1 rRNA gene is annotated in these 420 nt (G+C 44.3%); it reads right to left on the bottom strand.

The features are described 5' to 3' along the window. Positions 1-305: 305 nt before the first annotated feature. A 16S ribosomal RNA gene (locus tag BSPA111_RS22450) occupies positions 306-420 on the bottom strand; the annotation flags it as partial.

Raw genomic sequence — 420 nt, 5'->3', positions numbered from 1 at the left:
ACGTCCTTCATCGCCTCTGACTGCCAGGGCATCCACCGTGTACGCTTAGTCGCTTAACCTCACAACCCGAAGATGTCTCGTGAGACACAATCGAGGTCGTGAAAATTTGAGAGACTCGAACACACCGATATTTCCTTTCTTATTACGGAGAAAGGAAACAGTGTGTCGTTTCAATTTTCAGCTTGTTCCAGATTTTTAAAGAGCAAATACTTCGCAGCATACTGTTAAAAAGTACACTTGGAAGTATTTCATTTACTTTCATCAGACAATCTGTGTGAGCACTACGCAAGTTCGTATCTTTTAGGTAAGGAGGTGATCCAACCGCAGGTTCCCCTACGGTTACCTTGTTACGACTTCACCCCAGTCATGAATCACAAAGTGGTAAGCGCCCTCCCGAAGGTTAAGCTACCTACTTCTTTT

The sequence above is a fragment of the Buttiauxella sp. A111 genome (genome assembly GCF_014189855.1).
GTDB lineage: Bacteria > Pseudomonadota > Gammaproteobacteria > Enterobacterales > Enterobacteriaceae > Buttiauxella > Buttiauxella selenatireducens.
Note: the sequence above shows the minus strand (reverse complement) of the source record. Positions and strands in the feature narration are given on the sequence as shown.